The organism is Nostoc sp., from assembly GCF_036917635.1.
Lineage (GTDB): Bacteria > Cyanobacteriota > Cyanobacteriia > Cyanobacteriales > Nostocaceae > Nostoc.
In genome coordinates this window covers 161,291-179,231 of sequence record NZ_JBALCW010000019.1, presented here as the reverse complement: position 1 = coordinate 179,231, position 17,941 = coordinate 161,291, and the positions used below count along the sequence as shown (strand labels likewise).

At 42.2% G+C, this 17,941-nt stretch carries 13 protein-coding genes; 9 read left to right on the top strand and 4 right to left on the bottom strand.

The window, feature by feature from the left end:
* Positions 1 to 76 precede the first annotated feature (76 nt).
* From V7K32_RS05620 to V7K32_RS05600, 5 genes are all read left to right on the top strand, one after another.
* Complete coding sequence (locus V7K32_RS05620) at positions 77 to 373, top strand: hypothetical protein (protein WP_334991062.1); 297 nt, start codon at positions 77 to 79, stop codon at positions 371 to 373.
* A 529-nt stretch (positions 374 to 902) separates the two neighbouring features.
* Entirely contained in the window at positions 903 to 1,724 is an 822-nt protein-coding gene (gene sppA / locus V7K32_RS05615; protein ID WP_334991060.1) for a signal peptide peptidase SppA, read from the top strand.
* A gap of 102 nt (positions 1,725 to 1,826) precedes the next feature.
* A complete protein-coding gene (gene aroH / locus V7K32_RS05610; protein ID WP_334991058.1) occupies positions 1,827 to 2,240 on the top strand; it encodes a chorismate mutase in 414 nt (137 codons plus the stop codon).
* A 605-nt stretch (positions 2,241 to 2,845) separates the two neighbouring features.
* Positions 2,846 to 3,061, top strand: a complete 216-nt coding sequence (locus tag V7K32_RS05605; RefSeq protein WP_118167444.1) for a hypothetical protein — start codon at positions 2,846 to 2,848, stop codon at positions 3,059 to 3,061.
* A gap of 6 nt (positions 3,062 to 3,067) precedes the next feature.
* On the top strand, positions 3,068 to 3,472 hold the full coding sequence (locus V7K32_RS05600) for a type II toxin-antitoxin system VapC family toxin (protein WP_334991056.1): 405 nt from the start codon (positions 3,068 to 3,070) through the stop codon (positions 3,470 to 3,472).
* Between the two features lie 516 nt (positions 3,473 to 3,988).
* On the opposite strand, the gene crtR is transcribed toward V7K32_RS05600, so the two are convergent.
* Complete coding sequence (gene crtR / locus V7K32_RS05595; protein WP_334991199.1) at positions 3,989 to 4,879, bottom strand: beta-carotene hydroxylase; 891 nt, start codon at positions 4,877 to 4,879, stop codon at positions 3,989 to 3,991.
* 379 nt (positions 4,880 to 5,258) lie between these two features.
* Between crtR and pyk the strand changes: the two genes are divergently transcribed.
* Positions 5,259 to 7,028, top strand: coding sequence for a pyruvate kinase (pyk, locus tag V7K32_RS05590; RefSeq protein ID WP_334991054.1), 1,770 nt, complete (start codon positions 5,259 to 5,261; stop codon positions 7,026 to 7,028).
* Positions 7,029 to 7,672: 644 nt separating this feature from the next.
* On the opposite strand, the gene V7K32_RS05585 is transcribed toward pyk, so the two are convergent.
* Both V7K32_RS05585 and V7K32_RS05580 read right to left on the bottom strand, forming a co-directional pair.
* Positions 7,673 to 9,454: a M61 family metallopeptidase gene (locus tag V7K32_RS05585; protein WP_334991052.1), complete on the bottom strand. Its 1,782-nt coding sequence runs from the start codon at positions 9,452 to 9,454 to the stop codon at positions 7,673 to 7,675.
* A gap of 83 nt (positions 9,455 to 9,537) precedes the next feature.
* Positions 9,538 to 11,136 (bottom strand): cellulase family glycosylhydrolase, encoded by a 1,599-nt coding sequence (locus tag V7K32_RS05580; protein ID WP_334991050.1) that lies wholly within the window; start codon positions 11,134 to 11,136, stop codon positions 9,538 to 9,540.
* A gap of 574 nt (positions 11,137 to 11,710) precedes the next feature.
* Here V7K32_RS05580 and V7K32_RS05575 point away from each other — a divergent pair.
* The gene (locus tag V7K32_RS05575; protein ID WP_334991048.1) at positions 11,711 to 12,514 is read left to right on the top strand and encodes a hypothetical protein; all 804 of its coding nucleotides are present in this window, start codon (positions 11,711 to 11,713) and stop codon (positions 12,512 to 12,514) included.
* Positions 12,515 to 12,748: 234 nt separating this feature from the next.
* Here the strand turns inward: V7K32_RS05575 and V7K32_RS05570 are convergent, their stop codons facing one another.
* On the bottom strand, positions 12,749 to 13,462 hold the full coding sequence (locus V7K32_RS05570; RefSeq protein WP_334991046.1) for a hypothetical protein: 714 nt from the start codon (positions 13,460 to 13,462) through the stop codon (positions 12,749 to 12,751).
* Between the two features lie 402 nt (positions 13,463 to 13,864).
* Between V7K32_RS05570 and V7K32_RS05565 the strand changes: the two genes are divergently transcribed.
* Positions 13,865 to 15,583 (top strand): porin, encoded by a 1,719-nt coding sequence (locus V7K32_RS05565; protein WP_334991044.1) that lies wholly within the window; start codon positions 13,865 to 13,867, stop codon positions 15,581 to 15,583.
* On the top strand, positions 15,580 to 17,937 hold the full coding sequence (locus V7K32_RS05560) for a tetratricopeptide repeat protein (protein WP_334991042.1): 2,358 nt from the start codon (positions 15,580 to 15,582) through the stop codon (positions 17,935 to 17,937). The genes V7K32_RS05565 and V7K32_RS05560 overlap by 4 nt, the downstream gene beginning before the upstream one ends.
* The last annotated feature ends 4 nt before the right edge of the window (positions 17,938 to 17,941 follow it).

The window sequence follows — 17,941 nt, the reverse complement described above, 5'->3', positions numbered from 1 at the left end:
AGCGATCGCACGTATTGTAGAAAATGACGAACTGCTATCTAGCTCTTGTCATCTCTACTCACGGAGTTTGTCTTAAATGGCTATTTTCACTAACTTTCTCCGCTCCCTACTACTGACGAGCATTTTTAGTTTTGTCGCTCCCATGTTACTAGTTGGCGGCGGATTGTTCCTTTTACCCCTCATCGGTTACTTCCCCGGCTTACAAGAATTAACTGAAGTGATCGCTACTCAGATTATGCATTTTCTCGCCACCTTTGGCAGTGGAACTCCCCTCCGGGGATTATTTGTGATTAGTTTGACCTGTAGTTTCGTCGGCGCACTGTTTGACACGTATGTTTATTATCGGTGTCAAATTTTACGAATTGATTCATAAGAGTATAAATAGCTTCATCAGTTGCTCATGGGCTGTACAAGATAGGGAAAAGTGATATTCCCAAAACTGAAAGTACTGCCAATTTTTAGCTAAATAGGGATTACTATTGCTCAATAAATTTTATTAATTAAATTGAGTGGCGTAGTTATTGATTAAATAGTTATTATTCGTTAGTTATTAGTTATTAATTACTGACAACTACTAGAGGTGCGCGACCCTAGTAAACCAATTATCAAAAGGCTAAAAAGCTAAAATACCAAGGGTTGTAGAATTTATAATTATGCAAAACAGCTAAAATAGTCTGTGGTAAATTATCACCTTGGACGCTAAACTAGAGTTTGGCATTTTGCGTTAGCTGCAATCTGCGATATTTATCGAGAATATCAAATAAAACTCACTGCAAAATATAAAAATTTCCTTAAAATCTGGACGATCGCAATGCTTGCTCATGTTTCTTAACAGAGCAAAAGAGGTCGTCTGACCGTTGGGCATCTTATATTAAGTTTATTACGAGGTATGTTGACAGCTCATGATTTGGCCGTTTAAGCCCAAGTTTAGAAAACAAATTGCGCGGATTGAAATTACTGGTGCGATCGCGGGTGCTACTCGCAAACGCGTTCTAGAAGCCCTGAAAACTGTAGAAGAAAAAAAGTTTCCGGCGTTATTGCTACGTATTGACAGCCCTGGCGGTACAGTCGGAGATTCCCAAGAAATCTACAGCGCCCTGAAGCGTCTGCGCGAAAAAATCAAAATCGTCGCTAGCTTTGGCAATATCTCGGCTTCTGGAGGAGTCTACATCGGCATGGGAGCCGAACACATCGTAGCTAACCCAGGTACAATTACTGGTAGTATTGGTGTGATTTTGCGTGGGAATAACTTGGAACGCTTGCTAGAAAAAATCGGTGTTTCCTTCCAGGTAATTAAGTCTGGCCCTTACAAAGACATATTGTCTTTCGACCGCCAACTGACTCAAGCCGAAGAAAACATCCTGCAAGAGTTGATTGACACAAGTTATCAGCAGTTTGTCCAAACGGTAGCTGATGGCCGTTCTTTAACAATAGAAGCGGTAAAAAGTTTCGCTGATGGCCGGATTTTTACTGGACAGCAAGCCCTAGAATTAGGTGTTGTAGACCGTCTGGGTACAGAAGAAGATGCCCGTCGCTGGACAGCCGAACTGGTCGGTCTTGATCCAGAAAAAACTCTCTGCTATACCCTAGAAGAACCTAAACCTTTATTGAGTCGCCTTCTACCAGGAAGTCGTCAAGTTTCATCAGGAATTCGATCTGGAATTAATTGGCTCGAATTTGAAATGTCTACTAGTGGTTTACCCTTGTGGTTATATCGACCCTAATATGAGTTAGGAGTTATGAGTGAGGAGTTATGAGTTAAAAATCTTAACTTCTCATTCTCAACTTTTAATTTATCACTTTTCTGTTTTAAGGAGGATTTTGGCGTGGAGTGGCAAATGCGGGCGATTCGCGGAGCAACAACCGTTTCAGAAAATACCGTTGAGGCAATGCAAGAGGTAGTGACGGAACTTTTAGATGAGTTGGAAAACCGGAATCAATTTCAACCGAGGGACATGATTAGTGTGACTTTCTCAGTTACACGCGATTTGGATGCGATTTTTCCAGCTGCGATCGCCAGATCGCGTCCTGGTTGGGATAATGTCGCCATGTTGGATGTGCAGCAAATGCATGTCGAAGGCAGCTTACAGCGCTGCATTCGCTTCTTAATCCACGCCTATCTGCCAGCCTCCGCCTCAATTCATCATATCTATTTACGCAACGCCGCCAGCTTGCGTCCCGACTGGAGTTTGCCCCAGTCTTTACAAACTTCACAGCCAGTAGTTAAATCAAAAGTGTAAATTACTTAAATAAAATAAAATATATGTAACAAACAGCACAAAAGTATAATTATGGGCTGACGTGGCTGCTCAACCTGCTGCTGATGGGAGAATATTACTAAGTTTGCCGTAGTTATTTGAGGTCTATTTGTGAGGCGATCGCTTCCACCAGTATTAACCTTAGTTATGATATGTCGAATTTATTACTAACTTACAGGAGCGCGATCGCTAACAAAATGAGGTAGATGGAATAAAAAGGCGATCGCTGTGAAGCTTTCATTTTGAAGGTGAACAGTCCAGTTATGGGTTTAAGGATGACACCACAGGCAATAGCCGATTGAATTAAGCAAAAGTCGCAAGATCCCGCAGAATGTCTACAAAGAATCAGTTAGACATAAATCACTCTTTTGATTTTTAGCAAATGCGATCGCACTTTCGGGAAACTTTCGAGGCGATCGCTTTCAGAGGTTATTTTTATGGTTGTTGAAAACTATTTTTAATTTATAAAATTATTTGCGTAGTCAGGCAATAGGCAACAGTCAAGAAGCCTCTTTGAGTTATACTAAATTTTTTAAAAAATCAAAGATGAGTCCTATAGGTTAAAATTTATGTAGGAGGTAAGCTATATGTTAAAAACAATTCAAGGAATTTATAAAAACGGCAAAATTGAATTAGCTGAAACACCAGAAGGTATCACTGAAAGTTTAGTGTTTGTCACCTTCTTAGAAACTAAACCCAGCCAATGGCCAGAAATAATCATGCAATATTCAGGCATAAAAGAAAGTATTATTTTTGAATCATATCGAGAGGAACTGATACCACCGAACGAAATAGAACTTTAATTATGTATGGGTTATTTACTGGATACTTGCGTCATTAGTGATTTTGTCAAAGGAGAAGAAAACACCCTCAAGCGAATAAAGTTAATCTCCCCTACTGAAATTTTTGTTTCATCTATAACAGTTATGGAGGTGAAATATGGATTAGCTATAAACCCACAACGCGCTGTTAAAATCCAATCAATTATTGAAATATTGTTAGGTTCAATTACAATTTTACCTTTTGATTCAAAAGAAGCAGAACAAGCAGCCCATATCAGAAGCTTTCTTAAATTAGCTGGTTCACCTATTGGTGCTTATGATGTACTTATCGCAGCCACCGCAGTAATCAATAATCATATTGTGGTGACATCTAATGTCCGAGAATTTCAAAGAGTACCTAACTTGCAAATCGAAAATTGGCGTTCTGTGTGAATAGCTGACTCCTCCCCTAACTTAACGTCAGCTTCTCCAGCTTGCCTAAATGTACAATTCTTATAGTAAAACGGTATTACCTTCCCTGTAGCAACTTCCGTCTTCCTTGCAGCAACTTCCGCCTTCATGTTTCCGTGTTTCGCGCAGCCTGGAGAAACTTCCGTCTTCCCATATAGCAGCTTCCGCCTTTAATATAACGGGAGTTTAATTACTGCGATCGCATCCATCACCAACCAAAATTACTGATTTGGCTTTGTTTGGAGAGCGATCGCCTACCTGATTTACTTCCATTGATACCCAGCGTTGGCAGTATCCTAGCAACGATCGCTCCAGGTGTGCTTATTGAAATCAAAGATTTGTGTAGAGTTCTTGCACTAAAGCATCCATTTCAAAAATCTGGAACTGTTTGTTGAGCGATCGCACTCAGTTGACTCTGAAGGCTAGCCCTGGTCATGATCTACTTTTGTTAATTTACCAGTACTAGCCATTGGTTTGCGATCGCTTTACGCAACAACTCTATTCTTTTTGATGATGAAACCGAATTCCTAGAAAGATGTCGTAAACAAACTCAAAAAAGTCTTTTTTCTGCAACAATCCTGAACTTTGATAACATCCTTTTTCATCTAACAGAGGCTTCATGACATAGTAAGCAGGTTGGTAATTATACCAAGGAATAGAAGGCCACAAATGATGAATTAAGTGGTAATTCTGTCCCATAATCAGAATATTAAGAACTTGGTTCGGGTAGACGCGAGCATTTTTCCAGCGATCGCGCTCCGCAAAGGGACGATGGGGCAAATAGTCAAAAAATAATCCCAGTGCTATCCCTACCACAAAAGCGGGTATAAACCAAAAATTGAGAATGTAACCCAAAAAGTGGTATTGCACTGATATATAAACAATTACACCAACAATTAAGCGGCTGATGAACCATTCTAATAGCTCATATTTACGCCACAGTCGCCGCTGAAAGAAAAATACCTCATGGTACAAAAACCGCACCGCAATCAGCCATAGCGGGCCACCCGTAGAGACATAATGATCTGGGTCGTCCTTGGGATGATTGACATGTCCATGATGCTGTAAATGCACCCGCGTAAACACTGGAAAAGCAAAAGCTAGCATCAATGCACTGCCATGCCCTAACATCGCATTGATCGCCCGGTTGCGATGGGCTGATTGGTGACAAGCATCATGAATAACCGTCCCAGCACAATGCAAGGCAATAGTGTTAACGCTAAAGCACAGCCAGTGCGGCCATTCCCAAAGCCAGTAACCAAAGTTAGATAACACCAGCATTGCTACAGCTACTAAAAACAGCAGTAGCGTAGGATTAAAATCACCAGGAGGCGCTAAAAATTCTTTCGGCGGGATTGTCAGTGGCTTTTGTGCCTCCGATGCGATCATCTCTAACATTGACTCCTTCTTAATCAAACATTACAAATATACGATAAAGATTAGAGAAGAATAAAATTTTGTAAAGTTTTGTATAGCAATATTTATTCATAGCTTTGCATATCAGTAGATGAATAACGCTATGATTCCAGACGAGGACTAGTCTTTACTGATAGGTGGGGTATGACAATTGGCAAGAAGTTGATGGGATAAACACCTTCGTTGGGAGGATGGATACAAGATTAATGTACTATATCTAGTCTATCCCCCAGCCCTCACTCTCCCATAAAACCTCTCTAGCTGCTTATATCTATTGATATAGCAGTAACCGAAAAGGAGATGCCACTTAAGTTACGATGACTTCCCAGATAGCTCCCTAACTTCAGCCCCTATGCAATTAAGAGATTCTCTGCGCCGGACAAAAATTGTCGCTACTATTGGCCCCGCCACTAGCAGTCCTGAAATGCTCAAGGCGATTATTGAAGCGGGAGCCACGACGCTGCGGCTAAACTTCTCCCACGGAACTCATGCCGATCATCAGCGTAGTATTCGCTTAATTCGGCAAACCGCCTTTGAACTAAATCAGCCAGTGGCTATTCTCCAAGACTTGCAAGGCCCAAAAATTCGGTTGGGGAAGTTTGACAACGGGTCTATAGTTTTGGCAAAAGGCGATCGCTTCACCTTGACAAATCGTCCAGTTATAGGTAGTCAAGAAATTAGCTGCGTTACCTACGATTATTTAGCCGAAGAAGTCCCAGTTGGCGCAAAAATTCTCCTCGATGATGGACGAGTAGAAATGGTTGTGGAGGAGATTAACCGAGACAAAGGTGATTTGCATTGTCGGATCACCGTGCCTGGTAAACTTTCTAACAACAAAGGCGTAAACTTTCCCGGCGTTTACCTGTCAATTAAGGCAATGACCGACAAAGACCGAGAGGATCTGATGTTTGGTCTAGATCAAGGTGTAGATTGGGTGGCACTTTCCTTTGTCCGCAATCCCCAGGACATGATCGAAATTAAAGAACTAATTTCCAGCACAGGCAAGCAAGTACCAGTAATTGCCAAAATTGAAAAGCACGAGGCCATTGAACAAATGGAGGCAGTTCTGGCTTTGTGTGATGGCGTGATGGTTGCCAGAGGTGACTTAGGGGTGGAATTGCCAGCTGAAGATGTTCCGGTACTGCAAAAGCGGCTAATTGCTACAGCAAATCGCTTGGGGATTCCCATCATCACCGCCACCCAGATGTTAGACAGCATGGTGAGCAATCCCCGTCCCACTCGCGCTGAAGTATCGGATGTGGCAAATGCGATTTTAGACGGCACAGACGCGGTAATGCTCTCCAATGAAACTGCTGTGGGTAGCTTCCCTGTAGAAGCAGTGGCGACGATGGCACGAATTGCCGAGCGGATGGAGCAAGAAGAAGCCCAACACTTAAACTTACGTTCTTCCAGAGATGCCCGCCGCTCCATTCCCAATGCTATTAGTCAAGCTGTGGGTCAAATTGCCGAACAACTAGGTGCAGCAGCAATCATGACCCTAACGCAAACGGGGGCAACAGCTCGCAATGTCTCTAAATTCCGTCCCCATACACCGATTTTGGCAGTGACACCCCATGTGAATGTGGCGCGACAGCTACAAATGGTGTGGGGAGTAAAACCCCTGTTGGTGCTAGGATTACCTTCCACTGGTCAAACATTTCAAGCTGCGATCAACGTAGCTCAGGAGTTGAAGTTACTGTCTGAGGGAGATTTAGTAGTGATGACTGCTGGCACACTCCAGGGAATTTCCGGCTCCACAGATTTAATTAAGGTAGAGGTGGTAACGGCAATATTAGGTCACGGAATTGGACTGGGACAAGGTTCAGTGAGTGGTCGCGCCCGGGTGGCTAATACTGGTATGGATGTTAGTAACTTTAATCCTGGAGACATATTAGTTGCACCCCGCACTAGCGCCGATTTTGTTGAGGCTATTCGGAAAGCGGCCGGTATAATTACTGAAGAAGAAAGTCTTACAAGTCACGCAGCCGTGATTGGGTTGCGTCTCGGTGTGCCAGTCATTGTCGGCGTGAAGCAGGCAACCCAGGCGATTCGAGATGGGGCAATTATAACCCTGGATCTGCAACGGGGTTTGATTTATTCTGGAGCGGTGAGAACGCCTTAGAACTAGATATTGGGTAGTGGGGATTGAAGGGACAGGGGGACAAGGGGGATAAACAATAATGCCCAATACCCAACTCAGAGATTGTACTTAGGAATGTCAATATCAATTCCATGACTAAGTGCAATCTCTGAGGTTAGAATAGTAGCGAGCAAACAACATTTATAATCTCTACCCGTGGTTCTTGAAGAAGAATTCAGAAGTCAGAATTCATGCTAGCTCATGAGTTTGGATATGCTTTGTCTTTGTAGCACGTGTTAACTTAAACAGTGCTGTCTCTAATGAAACCGACATTACTTACTACTTAAACTGTTGAAAACTTAGACAAAGCAAATCTAGGCGGAAAATGGGGAAATTAATGAAAACTATACTGTTGTTTGTATTTTGTGTACACACAAGTCATCGAATTACCCAAAACAAAAGAAAAACCTCACCCTGTCCTATCGGACATCCCTCTCCGATACTTTGGAGAGGGACAGGTTTTGCATAGCAAAAGCAGGGTGAGGTTTCTTAGGGCTATAAGACTTAACCGCAAATCACCTCACCAAAGACTTCTGTGTACACCGTAGCCTAGAAGGAGGGAGAAATAGAAGAGAGGTTTTCTAGATAGCGTGAAAAGTCAGGAAAGCCAATGCCCAATCCCTTTATCAAACAGTTGCGATCGCTACCCCAAGCCATCCAGCAAAGTTTTGCTGCTGTATGGAGTTAGGATGCTCAACAGGCTTTACCTGATATCGAGTCGGATGTGGTGACGCGAGGGTAATGGAATAAATATGCAGTTCGTCTTGGTGGAAAACTGCGACTTCAATTTTATCGTTTGGTTGGTAATCTTTCAGGCGATCGCTTAAGCCACCCGCCATTAGCTTAATCCCATCAATTGCTAGTAATTCATCACCTGCATCAATTCCCCCTATTTGTGCAGGTGAACCAGTTTCCACAAACTTAATCATCTCCCGCCCATTCTCTGTATTTATTCTCACACCCAAGTAAGGTTCTTCCTGCTGATCGGCTACCAACTGCAAGCCAAAGGGTTCTAAATACTGGTTAAAAGGCAAATCGTCAGTGCCATCAATGTAGCGTTTAAAGAAATCAGTCAAATCGATTTCTGCTACAGATTCTATAACTTCCTGCAACTGTTCTGGCGTATAGCCAATTTCATCTTTCCCAAATTGCTGCCACATTTTCAGCATCACATCATCAAGGGAGCGCTGATTGTCGTGAGTAGAGCGAATCAGTAAATCCAGCAATAACGATACCATTTCTCCCTTTAAATAGTAGGAGATTTGGGAATTCCCGCTATTGGCATCCGGGCGATAGAGTTTTATCCAGGCATCAAAACTCGACTCAGAAAGGGGTTGTACCTTGCGCCCCGGTGTCATTTCATATCTGGTAATTTCTTTGCCCAAATTATTTAAATACGATTGAACATCATAAATTCCCGCCCGCAAAGGAATTAACAAGTCGTAGTAACTAGTAGTACCCTCACAAAACCATAATGATGGTGTGTAATTTTCTTGGTCGTAATCAAAAACCTCTAATGCTTTTGGGCGAATTCTCTTGACATTCCACAAGTGAAAGAACTCGTGTGCTACCAATTGGATAAAGCGATTGTACTTATCCTGAGCGCGAAATCCAAAACGCTGATAAATTAAGGAGCAAGAGTCCTTATGCTCCAAACCGCCAAAAGCTTGGCTAAATAAATGTAGTACAAACACGTATCGTTGATATGGCAAACCGCCGAACATCTGTGCTTCTACCTGAATAATTTTTTGAATATCAGCAATCATCTCCTGGGCTTGGAAATTTCCTTGCCCCCAGATTGCCAGTTCATGGGGTTTTCCCAAAACCTCAAAATTATACAATTGGTGACTACCAATCTCAAACGGAGTATCAACAAGAGTATCAAAATCGCCAGCCAAAAAAGTATTTTTTTCCTCAGCAATCGGGGGTAGGGCAGTAGTTATCTGCCATTCCGGGCGTCCTGGTACGATGGTGACGCGAATGGGTTGGTTCTCCCAGCCCGTTATTCTAAAAAATAGTGCCGCACCGTTAAAATAACCGTGGGTAGTATCTAAGTGATTTGTCCGTACCGATAGCTCATTCGCAAAAATTCGGTAACGTATAGTTAATTCTGAAACACCCTTTTTGTCTACCTGCCAGTGATTTTTACTGATCTTCCGCCAAGCTAAAGGCTTACCCTCTGCAAAAGCCCCAAAATCCTGTAAATTCTTGGCGTATTCGCGGACTAAGTAGGAACCGGGTGTCCATACCGGTAGTTTTAAATCCAGAATCGGCGAGGAATAATCGACAAGGTGTAAAGTCACCTCAAACAGATGGGTTTCTGGTTGAGACATTGCCACCAGGTAATGAATCGTTGGCTCGGTTTCCTGAACATAGATATTGGGACGAGTTGCTGTTGCTTCAGTCATCTTGTGTGCTGAGTTAATACTCAATGGTTAATGGGATTAGTGATTTCTCTTATCATGACAAATTCGCCTTTTAACTTTTAACTTCAAATGGAGACGGCGGCTATTTGCTGTGGCTGGTAGTCAGAACCAAGTTTCTTGGCACAAAACCCAGTATCCCGTACTTGATTTGGTTCAATTGTTTTTCCCCAGTCCAAAGGAGCCACTACATACTGTATAGCTCCTTGCTGCTTAAAATCTGCGTTCCAAAAGTTATTAATCTTAGCTTGATTCATTTTAAATGCCAGTTGCCAGTTGTTAACCTTGGTATTACCCTGATTTGTAATTTTGAAGCTGACACAAAATCCAGTTTCCCAGTTGGAATTGATGTCAGTAGTGACTTTTAGTTGAGCAGTACTAGTAGGAGTTGGGGAGACAAAAGGAGTAGGGTTTGGGGAAACATGAGGATTACTCGGTTGATTTGGCGGTTGAACTTGTACAGGTGGGAGCAGTTGGGACAGTAATTGCTGTTTGGGTAGATCAACAGTTTGCCAATCATCCAGTAAAATTCCGCCTGTATCACTACTATCAGGATTCCAACTCCAGTAAGTAAAGCTCAAGTTATTTTTTTGAATGTATTTCACCAACTCATTTTGCCAAATTCCTTCTTTGGAATTTAAGTCTATTTGCCGTCCTCCAAACTCCCCAATCAAGATGGGAGCAATATTCTGACTAGCGATATAGTTAAATCCTATTTGCCAGCGAGAAATCAGATTCTTCGGAAAGTTAGAGGCAGAAAAGTATGGCTGATTATACACCCCAGCGCCGTACTCATGAGGAGAATAGACTAGCTTATGAGAACGAGATAAACGGACTGGGTAGCGTTTCACACCTTCTAAATTTCCACCATGCCAATGCTGTGGCAGTTTTTGACCGGGGACATTCTTTTCTACTCCTTCAACAACAATTAGCCAATTAGGATTAACACCCAGAATCGCATTCCCTGCACGTTCTGCTGCTAATCGCCAATCTGTACTTATATTGTTATCACCCCAGCTAGCTTTCCCGTGGGGTTCATTTTTTAAGTCTGCGCCAATAACGTTAGTTTGATTCTTGTATCGGATTGCTAACGTTGTCCAAGTATCGATCCAGTCTGCTTCGGTAAGGCCGTCTCCATACCACAATTCTGGAATTTGCTGGTCGTTGAGGCGGTGGCTGTCGAGCAGAATTAGCAATCCTTGACGTTCCGCTTCCTGAACAACTAAGTCCATTACCTCCAAGGGGGTTTTACCTTCAAGTTCTTTGTTGCTGCCAATTGCAAAGTCAATGCCACTTACATTAAGCGATCGCAATCCTGCCACAGAATAAGGTAACCGGATGACATTATATCCTAACTTTTTAATCTGCGCCAGCATTTCTTTATAATCTCGTTTCCATAAACCGTGAGGGGCGTGCGTATCAGTTTCCATACCAAACCAATTAACACCTCTGAGCAATACAACCTTGCCTTTGGCATCCACAATGGTTCTACCAATTGTTGAAAGTGGTAGCTCTATTGGCGTGGCAGCCCTAGAACTATCTAAGTGAATACTTGCAGGTGATTTGGTCAGAACACATAGTAAAAACACTACTAGACTTAGAGAAAATATCAGTAATTGCTTAAGTAATCTCAATGTTCTTAGTTTATTTTTATCGACAAATTGCATACTATTATTACTTTTATTCTCGAAAAACTTATAAGTATAAACCGCGCAAAAAGAAGCAATAATTTTAATATTAACATAATTTCTACAGTATTATTACTTAGAATATATTTTTGTAAATATAATTCTTCGCCGATGATAAATGTTCGTATTTTGATTACAATGCCTTCATTTTATAGTTTTTATATTACTTAATTAACCTTCCATGCGTTTGACCATTTTAATAATATTAGAGGAATATTTAGGCACTATTGTTTCTGTATCCGCAAAAATTGGATAGTGAAAGGAAAGAATGCTGAAAAGTTTAACTGGCAATACGTATAAACTTGTATCTAGGTTTTGTATTTCCCTTTTGATAATTTGCACTAGTTGCTTAATTTACAAAAAATTTACGTAATTTACTGAGTTCTTCATGAGTTTTCTATTGAAAATATCTCCTATAGGGAATAATTTAAATACTAAGGCAGTACAAATATTGAGTCACCGCAAAAACTCTATACTCGCCAGATGTTACAAGCGGTAATAATATCTACTGCAATCTCTCTATAGTCTTTTATTTGACAAAAGCTTCTAAAATATGACACTTTCTGCACTGCAAAAATTTTTACTAGCACCTGCGATCGCTTCTCTAAGTGTATTTTCTTTAATGTCATTTCCGCTTGCGACACTAGGCGATAAACAAATTGCTATCAAATTTCAGGAAGAACCTATTTTTTCTGGCAAACTTAGAGATGTTGCTATCCCTTACGTAGTTTTTGCAACAGTACTTAGTATAGGGTCTGGAATTTCAGCACTCGCTTTCTGTGGTTGGCGAAATTCTTCTTCCAAATCAGCGAAAATTCAGCAAGAATTATCTAATCTAGAGCAACACTTACAGCAAAAAGAGACATTACTAAAAGAATGGCAAATTTCCGAGCCTCGACTGCAAATTTCTGGATTGAACGCTTTTTTAGATGACGAAGTACCTTTTGACCAAGCTCTTATCTCAAAAAACTCTGCAATAACTGCATCTCAACCTGTTGAAGCGCAAACTCAGACGCCAGTGGACGCACAACCAGTAAATCCTTTACCAAAGGTTGCAACTCAAAAAAATACCACTACCACCATGAGAGATATTGCTGCTACTTCTGCGTTTGCATCTACCCAAACTTTCCTTGGCTATGCTCAAGAAAATCCCAACAGTATGAAAGAAATTACTGCTGGTGAAGTGAATCAAATAGCAATTATACCATTACAATATGAAGAGTTGCAAAAACAAATTAAAGAGATGATGCTACAGATGCAAGCAATGCAGGAGAATTTGCAACTAACGTCTCAAGCAACAAATGCTGAGGTAAAATCCCCAGCTAAATTTCAGATTTACTATAATACTGTCCTTTAAAATTTACTCAAATCTATTTATCAAAAAGCAAAAGCTGAAGATAAATAGATTAACGATTAATATCTGGATACCAGCCTCAATATGAGCGCTGGTATTCCAGTTTTTATCTATCAAAAAGAGAGCGATGGAAGGCTACAGTATCCCGTCCTTAATCAGGTAGACGTAATTAAACATAAGATAAAACCGCACTTACTTAGACAGGATTATTTTATGGTTTAATGCCCATCTTAATTCTCACCTAAGAAACTCTGAAGGAGTCAGATAGGCATTCGTTTGCCTATTTTTAATCGGTGGAGCTAAGGTACTTTTAGAAGCTATGGATTGCGGCGGAATTTGATATCGGTTTCCCCAACCACCATTCAAGTCTTCCGGTTGCTGACGAGGTGGTATTGTTTTCTCCGTAGGTAGGGGTACTGTTAAAGTTTGGCTGACTTGTAAATATTTTTCACCTTCGTTAGTAAAGCGAATCAACTTGCTTTCAAGCTTTTCAAGCTGTTGATTTTCTGATTTCAACTTTTGAGAGTTTTGATTATCTGGCTGTTCCGACTGAGTAGCAGGATCGAAAATAGCTACAAATGTAACGCTACCTTCTGGAAACAGTCTTATTTGTGCTAGATTTGCTTGCCAGACTTCTTGGAAACTACCATCGGGTGAAACTTGCCACAGATTCAGGGCAGCCTTCCATTGTCCCTGCTTCACTTCCACAATTTGACGAGCCAGAATTGAACGATTAATACTCGTGTCTGAATTCAGTAAAGCTTCTGTTTGCCCTGATACTGGACGCAAATAACGCACAGCGGCCACTGTAATCTTGCTAGATTCGGGCAGATTGCTACTACCGACGACATTGTATATACCTTTACTTGATATGGGTTGTATATCTCCGATTTTCATCTCCACATTTTCTTGTGCTTTTTGAACACAGCCATAATTGGCAGCTAAAAGCATTAGGCAAATGCCTATCTGGAGATTAGTAGAAATTAAAGGTTTAAATTTGGTCAAAATAGTCTTTAAATCAAAATTTAGCATGACAAAAAGGCATAATATTTGGTTTGTTTGCAAATAGCTCAGGTTTTTACTTATTATGCCCAATTTATTTTTGAAAATAACAAATTTAATCGACTCTTAATCAATTAATTGCAAATTAAAAATTTTATTTAATCTAGTGGTTAATACCCATTTACTTTGCTAAGGTAGCGACATTGAATAACCCAAATATGTAGTTGTTACCCAACTAGGCTGATGAGGCAAACAGTACTCGATTGTTATAAATTTACTTTTCCAAGCCAGTACCACAAGGTTTATCTACTGCTTTGTACTGTCGCCGTCTCGATTTGCTCGGTACTGGCAGTGAGCGAAAAATCTTCAGCTCAAGTCAACCCATCTCAGCTAAAGACTACTGACTACCAATTGGGTTTAGCAGAACCGCTACCAGTGCCTAAATTACCCGTCAATAAGAGTCAATCTCAGCCAGGATCGCAAACATTGCCTCCTCCAGGCGGAAGAACTGGTGTAGCAGTTGCACCGATCGCTAATTCAGTGTTGAAAGTTGTAGAACCCAAAGCAGTCAACGATCTCCAACAAATGGAGAGTGTCTTCATCCAGCAGCAGGTAACTGGAAAAGCCCCGGCAGCAGCAGGTGGGGACACTTCTAACCTGAATTTAGGATTGCAGGGACAGATGAACGCCTCCCAGCCATCAAGTAGTTCAGCCCCACTGCCACGACTTGCCAACTCGGCTGAAACACCAGAATCAACTGCACCACCAGCACCAACTTTTAATCAACTATTCAGTTCTCAAACAGCCCCCCTGTCACCACTTCCCAACTCGGCTGCAACGCAAGAATTCACTGCACCACCAGCACCAACTTTTAATCAACTATTCAGTTCTCAAACAGCCCCCCTGCCACCACTTCCCAAGCCTGCAACCCCAGAATCAACTGCACCAGGAGCAGCACCAACTTTTAATCAACAACCACAGACAACACCATCAGTCCTTAGTACGACTCCCACTCCAAGCACAGCAGTACCAGTTACCCCATCGATAACTACTCAACAACGCCGTCAGCTCCCTAGCAGCAGTTTAAGGGAACCCTCTTTACAATTCCAAGGAGTTTATATTAACCAAGGTGGCGACACCTCAGCGCGGGCGAGAGTCAGCGGAGTCTATCCACTGTCTCCTCAAGCTTTGATTGGGGCAACCCTAGACTTAACAAGCCAAGGCAGCAACCGCAACTTCGATGACTCCCGAAACGATGGTTTGAACATCAACGAGCTTTATTTGGCGACTTCACTAGCAGGAGTACCTAATCTGCGGTTTGTGATCGGTCAAATAGATTTAACGTCTTATTTCGATCGCAACAGCTTTGCTAAAGATGGAGCCAGTCAATTCTTTAATCCGGTGTTTCAAACTAACCCAGCACTGGCGGCCACAGGGATTAGTTCCCGCACTGGTTTTTTAACCGATTGGAGTATCACCGACAATATTGAAGCCAAAGCAGCAGTATTTTCATCAGCAGACAAAATCGGTGACTTTTCTTTAGATGGATTTGCTGGCGAAATTGGCATCCGTTACGGCAATGCAATTATTCGTGGTACTTATGCAACCGATCGCGACGCTGGTGTTAATGATAGCTTCCTTGAAAGCTATAGCATTGCCAGAGGTAACAATCAATTTGGCACTGAAAAAAACGATCGCGAAGAAGCATACGGTCTTAACGCCGAAGTCTTTATTCCCAATCTGAAATTAGGTTTGTTTGGGCGCTATGGTCACTACGAAAACCGCACTTTGGGAGAGGGTGCAAATACTTACGTCTTGGGAGCTAGTTTTGTGGATCTGTTTACCCCAGATGACCGGGTAGGAGTAGCTTATGGACGCGCTCTCTCTAACGATCAGCTACGTCGTGGAAATAGTCCCGATGTATTAGAAATGTTCTATGATTTTAAATTTCTTGATAATCTCCGGCTAGGCTTGTCGGTTCAATCGCGTGATGATTTCTCAGAAACAGTTTTCGGTATCAGAGTGAAATCAGAATTTGATATCACTCCCAGAGGGAGAATTACTCAATGATTCAAAATAATATAGATACAAGGCAAAAGGGAAAAGCTAAAAAAATTAAATATCGTTCTCTTTTTACTAGTTCATTTTTCCTTTTTACTTACTTGCTAACTGTGCCACCTTTGGGTAGTATTGCCCCGGTTCAAGCACAGACCTTATCACCATCAGCACAAAAGGGTTTTGCATTCTTAAAAAAAGGCTTCATTAATGATGCGATCGCAGCCTTCCAACAAGCCCTTAAAAGTCAACCGCAATCTTCCCAAGTTAGGTTAGGATTAGCGATCGCTTATCGCAAAGCCGGACGTATTCCCGAAGCTTGGAGTGCTTATCAACAAGTACTGGCGTTAGATTCCAACAACCAACTAGCTTTAAAGACAGTTGGTGTATTGGCTACTTATCGTCCTGAGTGGAACTTAAAAGGAATTGAAGCTCTAACAACTTTATTAGAGTTGAATCCTAACGACTCAGAAGGTCGTGCTTCCCGCGCTCTACTCTACTCTTATCAAGGACAATTAACCGAGTCTCTGGCAGACTACCAAATCGTACTAAACAACAACCCCACACCAGAAGCAGTTGTTGGTGCGGCTCAAACTTATAGTTACAGTGGGGATTTTCCGAAAGCACTGGAGTTATTTAACCGCTATCGCTCCACTGGTAAAAGCATTACAGGGTATGCAGCAGTAGCCTACGGTCGCACCTTACGAGAAACAGGCAATCCTGGAGGGGCGGTACAGGTATTAGAAGCGCAGTTGCAGCGCTCCAATAAACTTGACCAAATAGGGTTTGAAACCCGTAAAGAACTAGCTGTAGCATACCTTGTCAATCAACAACAAGCTCAAGCGTTGGCGGTTTTAGATGTATTACAGGGAAGACCAGATGCGATTTTGCCCTTAGCGCGATCGCTCAATGAAATTCGCAAGTACACCAATAACCCCACCCTCACCCAGCAAGTTTTTAATCTCTACCGTCAAGCACTGCAAACCGATCCCAACCCTTCCCCCAAACTACTGCGCGAAGTCGCTGATGTCTTTTCTGGGTTCCCCGAAGGACGACAAACAGCACTGCAACTATATCGACGGGTGGCGTTAGATTTTCCCAACGATCAAAGTCTGGTGGTACAACAATTAGCTTTGGAAAATCAGCTAGGTTTACTCGGTAAAAATGACTTGAAACAGCGTTTGACTACTGCAATCCAATCAGCGCCGAGCGATCGCGTCCAGTTGCAACAGCTAGCTAATGCTTTAGTGAACATTGATGTTCCCGACCCAGAATTTTTACCTGTGTACCAAAATCTTTTACAAATGGGGGTGAACGTACCATTTTTGAATTTCCGGGTAGCGCAAATGTATGTGCAGCAACAAGATTTGAATGGTGCAAGGCAAGCTTTGGCGGCTTATACAGCTACCAGAGCAGGTGCTAAAGACCTCGCACCCCAATTACTAGCAGCAGAAATTGAGCGTCGTGAGGGTAATCTCGAAGCTAGCGCTCAACGTTACCAAGCTGTGATTGCTAGCAAGCCAAATAATAGCGATATTATTGATGCTGCTTTGGGCGGACTGGCTGGAGTACGACTGCAACAAAAGCGTTTTGATGAGGCTGTGACAGTTTATGACCAATTGATAGCTCGCAATCCTCAAAATTTGTCGATTCAACTAGGGCGTGCTAGTATCGCCTATCAAGCGAAGCGGATCTCCCAACCAGAAGCAGAGGCAGTTCTCAACAATTGGTTAGCTACACAACCTGCAACCAATACTCCTCCAGAACTATACAGTTTGATAGGGGCGCTGCCTACCGATCCGCAAAAAGAAGCTTTATATAGTTATCTGGTAGAAACTGACCCTAGTTCCATACCACTACAACTGCGCCTATTACAGGCGATCGCAAAACGCAATCCTGCCCAAGCACAAGCGCGGATGAAGCAGTTGATTGCCCGTATTCCCAAAACTTCTGACTCATACCAGTTGCAGGCAGAGTTGGCTCGATCTGTAGGTGATTTGAATTTGGCTAGCAGTACCTATCAGAGTATTTTGGCGCAACAACCAGATAACATCGATGCCTTAGCGGCTTTGGGCGGAATTCGCTTTGAACAGCGCCGCTTTGAATCGGCACAGGAGATTTATGCTCAAGTGTTGGCACAAAAACCAGAAGACAAAGGCACACGCCGCGCCCTTGCTGGATTGAATGCGATTTTAGATCAGCCTTTGACAGCACTGGCACAGCTAGAACAACTGCAATTAGAAGCAGCCGCAGAAGGAGGAAACGATAACGATGCATCTCGGCAAATACAGCAAATCCAAACAGACTTTCTGCTACGACGAGGATTTCAACCCCCTTGGGAAGATTATCAACGTCGAAACAGTAATTAGCGAT

Excerpts from the sequence above, each read along its gene's own strand:
- V7K32_RS05560 (WP_334991042.1), top strand. The coding sequence starts at position 15,580 with ATGATTCAAAATAATATAGATACAAGGCAAAAGGGAAAAGCTAAAAAA.
- V7K32_RS05580 (WP_334991050.1), bottom strand. The coding sequence starts at position 11,136 with ATGCAATTTGTCGATAAAAATAAACTAAGAACATTGAGATTACTTAAG.
- V7K32_RS05600 (WP_334991056.1), top strand. The coding sequence starts at position 3,068 with ATGGGTTATTTACTGGATACTTGCGTCATTAGTGATTTTGTCAAAGGA.
- crtR (WP_334991199.1), bottom strand. The coding sequence starts at position 4,879 with ATGATCGCATCGGAGGCACAAAAGCCACTGACAATCCCGCCGAAAGAA.
- V7K32_RS05585 (WP_334991052.1), bottom strand. The coding sequence starts at position 9,454 with ATGACTGAAGCAACAGCAACTCGTCCCAATATCTATGTTCAGGAAACC.
- sppA (WP_334991060.1), top strand. The coding sequence starts at position 903 with ATGATTTGGCCGTTTAAGCCCAAGTTTAGAAAACAAATTGCGCGGATT.
- V7K32_RS05570 (WP_334991046.1), bottom strand. The coding sequence starts at position 13,462 with ATGCTTTTAGCTGCCAATTATGGCTGTGTTCAAAAAGCACAAGAAAAT.
- pyk (WP_334991054.1), top strand. The coding sequence starts at position 5,259 with ATGCAATTAAGAGATTCTCTGCGCCGGACAAAAATTGTCGCTACTATT.
- V7K32_RS05605 (WP_118167444.1), top strand. The coding sequence starts at position 2,846 with ATGTTAAAAACAATTCAAGGAATTTATAAAAACGGCAAAATTGAATTA.
- V7K32_RS05575 (WP_334991048.1), top strand. The coding sequence starts at position 11,711 with ATGACACTTTCTGCACTGCAAAAATTTTTACTAGCACCTGCGATCGCT.
- V7K32_RS05620 (WP_334991062.1), top strand. The coding sequence starts at position 77 with ATGGCTATTTTCACTAACTTTCTCCGCTCCCTACTACTGACGAGCATT.